5 protein-coding genes are annotated in these 6,743 nt (G+C 64.7%); all 5 read left to right on the plus strand.

The features are described from left to right. On the plus strand, positions 1–360 hold a 360-nt coding region (locus tag ACLFQI_RS10350), incomplete at its 5' end, for a hypothetical protein (protein WP_410759091.1). A gap of 208 nt (positions 361–568) precedes the next feature. Then, positions 569–3,292, plus strand: coding sequence for a pyruvate dehydrogenase (acetyl-transferring), homodimeric type (gene aceE / locus ACLFQI_RS10355; protein ID WP_410759094.1), 2,724 nt, complete (start codon positions 569–571; stop codon positions 3,290–3,292). Further along, positions 3,289–4,230 carry a DUF368 domain-containing protein gene (locus ACLFQI_RS10360; protein WP_410759096.1) on the plus strand — a complete coding sequence of 314 codons (942 nt, stop codon included), beginning with the start codon at positions 3,289–3,291 and terminating at the stop codon, positions 4,228–4,230. Before aceE ends, ACLFQI_RS10360 begins: the two co-directional genes overlap by 4 nt. Before the next feature lie 86 nt (positions 4,231–4,316). Then, on the plus strand, positions 4,317–6,194 hold the full coding sequence (locus ACLFQI_RS10365; RefSeq protein WP_410759098.1) for a dihydrolipoyllysine-residue acetyltransferase: 1,878 nt from the start codon (positions 4,317–4,319) through the stop codon (positions 6,192–6,194). A 118-nt stretch (positions 6,195–6,312) separates the two neighbouring features. Then, positions 6,313–6,743 (plus strand): DUF29 domain-containing protein (locus ACLFQI_RS10370; protein ID WP_410759100.1); only part of this gene is annotated, 431 nt, incomplete at its 3' end.

Raw genomic sequence — 6,743 nt, forward strand, 5'->3', positions numbered from 1 at the left:
GCGATCCCCGAGATGCCGGCCATGCCCGAGATCCCGGGCTATGATGAGCGGCCGTCGAGGTCCGGATTCTCGCTGAACCGCGAGGAGCGCCGGGCCGAGATCGATGCCTCTCGCACCGCGCTCAAGCAACACGCCGAGGAGCGCCGCGCCGCGCTCCAGGCCATCGCCGAGCAACGCCGTAGCAGCGCCGAGCAGCGCCGGCAAGACTGGCGCTGCGCCCGCCAGCTGCAGTGGCCGATGCCCATCGCCCATGCCGTGCGCGACTGCGCCCCGGCCGGCAACAAACCCGAGAACGACAGCAGCGCCGAGTCCGGCGACCAAACCGCTGCTTCGGCTGCGGCCTCCAACAAGACCAGCTGATCATGCGAGCCGACGACTGAAGCCGCCGCGAGCCGCCAATCATAAGCCCCCGCGCGCCGGGGGCTTTTTGTTTGCACAGGCTTTGTCAATCCGTTCACATCGCCGTCAAACTCAATCATCAGTATTTGCCAAATCACTGGGCCTCCGGTAGCTTTGCCAGCTTTCGACCGCCCGCCGCATCGCTTCGTCTTCGCTCTCAGGAAACGCCATGCCCAATAAGCCTGACATCGATCCCCAGGAGACCCAAGAGTGGCTCGAGTCCCTGGACGCCGTGCTCGAGCACGAGGGCATCGAGCGCGCGCATTACCTGCTCGAACGTCTGATCGACAAGGCACGCCGCTCCGGCGCCTATCTGCCGTTCAGCGCCAATACCGCTTATGTCAATACCATCCCGATGCAGAAGCAGGAGCGCTTCCCCGGCGATCGGGCGATGGAGCGACGCATCCGCTCGTTCATCCGCTGGAACGCGATGGCGATGGTGGTGCAGGCGAACCGGCTGTCCTCGGAACTCGGCGGCCACATCTCCTCGTTCGCCTCCAGCGCGACCCTCTACGATGTCGGCCTCAACCATTTCTTCCGCGCCCGCAGCAAGGATCACGGCGGCGACCTGGTCTTCATGCAGGGGCACTCGGCGCCCGGCATCTACGCCCGCGCCTTCCTCGAAGGCCGCCTCAGCGAGGAGCAGCTCTACAACTTCCGCCAGGAGGTCGACGGGCCGGGGTTGTCGTCCTATCCGCATCCCTGGCTGATGCCGGGCTTCTGGCAGTTCCCGACCGTCTCGATGGGGCTGGGGCCGATCATGGCCATTTACCAGGCCCGGTTCATGCGCTACCTGACCGATCGCGGGGTCCTCAACACCGAGGGGCGCAAGGTCTGGGCCTTCCTCGGCGACGGCGAGATGGACGAGCCGGAATCGCTCGGCGCGATCTCGCTGGCGGCGCGCGAGCGGCTCGACAACCTGGTGTTCGTGGTCAACTGCAACCTGCAACGGCTCGACGGCCCTGTGCGCGGTAACGGCAAGATCATCCAGGAGCTGGAGGCGGTGTTCCGTGGCGCCGGCTGGAACGTCATCAAGGTCATCTGGGGCAGCTATTGGGACCCGCTGCTGGCGCGCGACAACCAGGGCTTCCTGCTCAAGCGCATGGAGGAATGCGTCGACGGCGATTATCAGGCCTACAAGGCCAAGGGCGGCGCCTACACCCGCGAGCATTTCTTCGGCAAGTACCCCGAGCTGGCCGACATGGTCGCCAACATGACCGACGAGGACATCTGGCGCCTCAACCGCGGCGGCCATGATCCGGTCAAGATCTATAACGCCTATGCCGCCGCGATGCGCCATCAAGGCCAGCCGACGGTGATCCTGGCCAAGACCGTGAAGGGCTATGGCATGGGCGTCGCCGGCGAGGGCATGAACATCACCCACTCGCAGAAGAAGATGGGCGAGGCCAATCTCAAGGCCTTCCGCGACCGCTTCAATATCCCGATCTCGGACGAGCAGATCGGCGCCGCGCCCTTCTACAAGCCGGCGCCGGACAGCCCGGAGCTGAAGTACCTGCACGAACGCCGCGAGGCGCTCGGCGGCCCGCTGCCGGCGCGCGTCGACGACGCGCCAGCGCTCGAGGTGCCAGGGCTTGATGTCTTCAAGCAGCTCCTCGAATCCAGCGGCGAGCGCGAGCTGTCGACCACCATGGCGATGGTCCGGCTGATGTCGATCATCATCCGCGACAAGGCCATCGGCAAGCTCGTGGTGCCCATCGTCCCGGACGAGGCGCGCACCTTCGGCATGGAAGGCATGTTCCGCCAGCTCGGGATCTACTCGCACGTCGGCCAGCTCTACGAGCCGGTCGATTCCGATCAGGTGATGTACTACCGCGAGGAGAAGAACGGCCAGATCCTGCAGGAAGGCATCAACGAGGCCGGGGCGATGTCGTCCTGGATCGCCGCCGCCACCGCCTATGCCAACCACGGCCAGGCGATGATCCCGTTCTACATCTACTACTCGATGTTCGGCTTCCAGCGCGTCGGCGACCTGATCTGGGCCGCCGGCGACATGCAGGCGCGCGGCTTCCTGCTCGGCGGCACCGCCGGGCGCACCACGCTGGCCGGCGAGGGCCTGCAGCATCAGGATGGCCACAGCCATCTCGCGGCCGCGACCATCCCCAACTGCATCAGCTACGACCCCGCCTTCGCCTACGAACTGGCGGTGATCGTCCAGGACGGCCTGCGCCGGATGTTCGCCGAGAAGCAGAACCGCTTCTACTACATCACGGTGATGAACGAGAACTACCCGCAGCCGGCGATGCCCGAAGGCGTCGAGGACGGCATTCGGCGCGGCATCTACCGATTGCCATCGGCGACCGAGACCGACGAGACGCGGACGGCGACGGGCGAGACGGCCAATGCAACAGCGCGCGAGGCGAGCGCCAAGGCCGGGTCAGCGCGCGTGCAGCTGCTCGGCAGCGGCACCATCCTGCGCGAGGTCCAAGCCGCCGCCCAGTTGTTGGCGAAGGACTTCGAGGTCGCCGCCGATGTCTGGAGCGTCACCAGCTTCAACGAGCTGCGCCGCGACGGCATCGAGGTCGAGCGCTGGAACCTGCTGCACCCGGACGAGACGCCGCGCACCGCCTATGTGACCGAACAGCTCGCCGAGAGCGAGGGACCCATCGTCGCCGCCACCGATTACATGCGCGCCTATGCCGATCAGATTCGGCCCTATCTGCCGTGCCGCTACCGCGTGCTCGGCACCGATGGCTTCGGCCGCAGCGACATGCGCAGCCAACTGCGCAAGTTCTTCGAGGTCAATCGCTGGTACATCGTCGTCGCCGCGCTCAAGGCGCTGGCCGACGAGGACCGCATCCCCGTCGCGCGCGTGCGCGAGGCGATCGAGAAATATCGCATCGATCCCGACAAGCCGAACCCGGTGACCCAATGACGCTCAAGGATTACGCACTGGTCTTGCTCAAGGGCTTGGCGATGGGCGCCGCCGATGTGGTTCCCGGGATCTCTGGAGGCACGATCGCGTTCATCACCGGCATTTATCAGGAACTGCTCGATAGCCTGAAGTCGATCAACCTCGACTCGGCGCGACGACTCTTTAGCGAAGGCCCGCTTGCCTTTTGGCAAGCCATCAATGGGCCTTTTTTGCTCGCGTTGCTCCTTGGCATCGGCATCGGCATCTTTTCGCTCGCGCGAGTCTTCACATTTTTACTGGAGCATCATGCGGTCTTGCTCTGGGCATTCTTCTTTGGGCTGATTTTGGCTTCAGCGATCTATGTTGCGCGACAGCTGTCCTGGAGCATGGCCAACGCGGCAATGGGTATCGCCGGCGCCGTCTTCGCCTTCTCGATCACGCTCGTCACCCCCGCTGAAACGACGCATGCGCTTTGGTTTGTCTTTCTCTCTGGCTTGATCGCGATTTGCGCGATGCTTTTACCGGGCATCTCGGGGAGCTTCATTTTGCTACTGCTGGGCCAGTATGGTTTTATCATGGGCGCCATCAGCGATTTGAATCTTGTCATTATCATGGTGTTCGGGACGGGCGCAGCGATTGGACTCCTGGCCTTTTCTCACCTGCTCTCATGGCTGCTTGATCGATACCCGAATTCGACCATCGCGCTACTGACAGGGTTTATGATCGGCGCGCTCAATAAGGTCTGGCCTTGGAAGCAGGTTGTCGACACCTATCTCGATCGTCATGGCGAGGTCAAACCGCTGGTCGAAGTGAATGTGCTCCCCGGGCAATTCATCGGCGACCCTCAGTTACCCTGGGTCATTGTGCTGGCGAGCCTCGGCTTTGCACTGATCTTCGTGCTCGAAGGCATGTCAAAACTGCTCAAGCGCAACGAAGACGTGCTCGCTTCTCGCATTTAAGGGATGAACGCCGACCGCATCGCGGGAGCGGGCGCATACCCGATGACCGTCATTCACCGCATCATCATTTAGGAGCAGACAACGGCGTGGCAACGATAGAAGATGTTCTGCTTCCCGATATCGGCGATTTCACCGATGTCGAGATTATCGAGATCCTCGTCGCCCCCGGCGATCGCATCGAACCGGAACAGTCGCTGCTGACCCTGGAGAGCGACAAGGCGACCATGGAGATCCCGGCCCCCTTCGGCGGCGAGGTCAAAGAGGTCGCCGTCAAGGTCGGCGAGCGCGTCGCCCGAGGACAACGGCTGATGCGCGTCGCGACCGACACCGCGGCTGACGAGCGCGAGGGGACGGCAGCGGAGACAGGCGAAGACAGCGGCGCGAGCAACGATGACCCGTCAGGCGCCGGCAGCGAGAGGGTCCCGCCGGCACAGGATAGGCCCACCGGGCAAGTCGGTCGGCCCGAGCCAGCATCGACCTCGACCGGGCCCACGGCCGAAGATGACCGAGACGCCTCAACCAGGCGCTCGACGGCCGGCGCCTCATCCGCTGGGACCGAGGAGCCCATTGAGGTGCGTCTGCCGGACATCGGTGACTTCAGCGACATCCCGGTGGTCGAGGTGCTGGTCAATGTCGGAGACCAGATCGAGGTGGACCAATCCATCGTCACGCTCGAAAGCGAGAAGGCGACCATGGAGATCCCCTCGCCGGCCGCCGGGACCGTTGCGAGGGTCCACATCAAGGCGGGCGACAAGGTCAATCAGGGCGATCAGCTGTTGACGCTGAAGGGAGCGGCTCGGGCCGCCTCCGGCGATGCCTCGGCCGAAGAGGCCGAGACCGCGCCAGCGCCGGCGGCCACCGCGAAGTCCGAAGGTGCACAGGCCACCCCTGCAACCCATGCCGGCGCCGAAGGGTTGCCACCGCCGCCCGAGGCAATCGCTAGGAGCAAGGACACCCAAGCCGCGGCCGCAGGTCGCGCGCCCGGCGAGGCCGAGCGGCGCAAGGCCCCGATCCTGCCGCGCCCGGCCGACATGCAGGCCATCGCCAGCGGTCGCACCCCGCACGCCAGCCCGGCGGTGCGCCGCTTCGCGCGCGAACTCGGCGTCGATCTGGCCCAGGTCAAGGGCAGCGGCCGCAAGGGGCGCATCCTCAAGGAGGATGTTCAGGGCTACGTCAAAAAGACCCTCGCGGCCGGAGGCCCCCCTGCCGCGGCTGGCGGCATGCCGTTCCAGCTCCCGGCCGCGCCCGAGGTCGATTTCAGCAAGTTCGGCGACATCGAGACCCAACCGCTCGCGCGCATCAAGAAGCTCAGCGGCACCCATCTGCACCGCGCCTGGCTCTCGGTGCCGCACGTCACCCAGTTCGACGAGGCCGACATCACCGAACTCGAGGCCTTCCGCAAGGGCCAGAAACAGGCCGCCGAGCAGGCCGGCGTCAAGCTCACCTTCATGCCCTTCCTGATCAAGGCGGTCGCCGGCGCACTGGCGCAGATGCCAACGCTCAAGGCCTCACTCTCGCCCGACGGCGAGACCCTGATCCTCAAGCACTACACCCATATCGGCGTCGCCGTCGATACACCGAATGGGCTGGTGGTGCCGGTGATCCGCGATGTCGACAAGAAGGGCCTGTTCGAGCTTGCGCGCGAGTTGATGACGCTCAGCGCCAAGGCGCGCGACGGCAAGCTGCTACCGGGCGACATGCAAGGCGGCGTGTTCAGCATCTCCAGCCTCGGCGGCATCGGCGGCACCGCCTTCACCCCCATCGTCAACGCCCCCGAGGTCGCCATCCTCGGCGTCTCCCGCACCGAGACCAAGCCGGTCTGGAATGGCGAGAGCTTCGAGCCACGGCTGATGCTGCCGCTGTCGCTGTCTTATGATCATCGCGTCGTCGACGGCGCCGATGGCGTGCGTTTCACCACCTTGCTGGCTGGGCTACTCGGCGATATCCGGCGTTTACTGCTGTAAAGGACAGGGGGAACGCCCCCGGAGAAAAGGTTTACACTGCTGTTTTATAGAGTTTTCTATGACTGCGACGGCCCTCTTCTGACGCGCTTGCTGCAGATTGGGTCGGGCGAGGCATCTGATGCACGCACTGAGCACCCTGTACGACCTGGACTACCCCACCTGGGCGGCAAAAACCGCTGAGCTGCTCCGCCAGGGGCGCTTCTCGGAGCTGGACCTGGACCATCTGGTGGAGGAGCTGGACGACATGGGCAAGAGTCAACGGCATGAGCTCGTGAGCCGCCTGCGTATCCTGCTCGCCCATCTGCTGAAATGGCAGTTCCAGTATCGGCAACTGTCCGAGCGCTGGGCGGAATACGAAGGCAAGAGCTGGCGCAACACACTGATTGAGCAGCGGCTTGCACTCGGCTACCTGCTCGACGAGTATCCGGGGCTCAAGGGAAAGCTCAACGAGGCCGTCAACAAGGCCTACCCGCAAGCCATCGAGCTTGCGGCGCGCGAGTCGGAATTGCCGGTCAAGACCTTTCCAGCGACATGCCCTTATACTCAAGC

This window comes from Halochromatium sp. (genome assembly GCF_046541315.1).
GTDB lineage: Bacteria > Pseudomonadota > Gammaproteobacteria > Chromatiales > Chromatiaceae > Lamprobacter.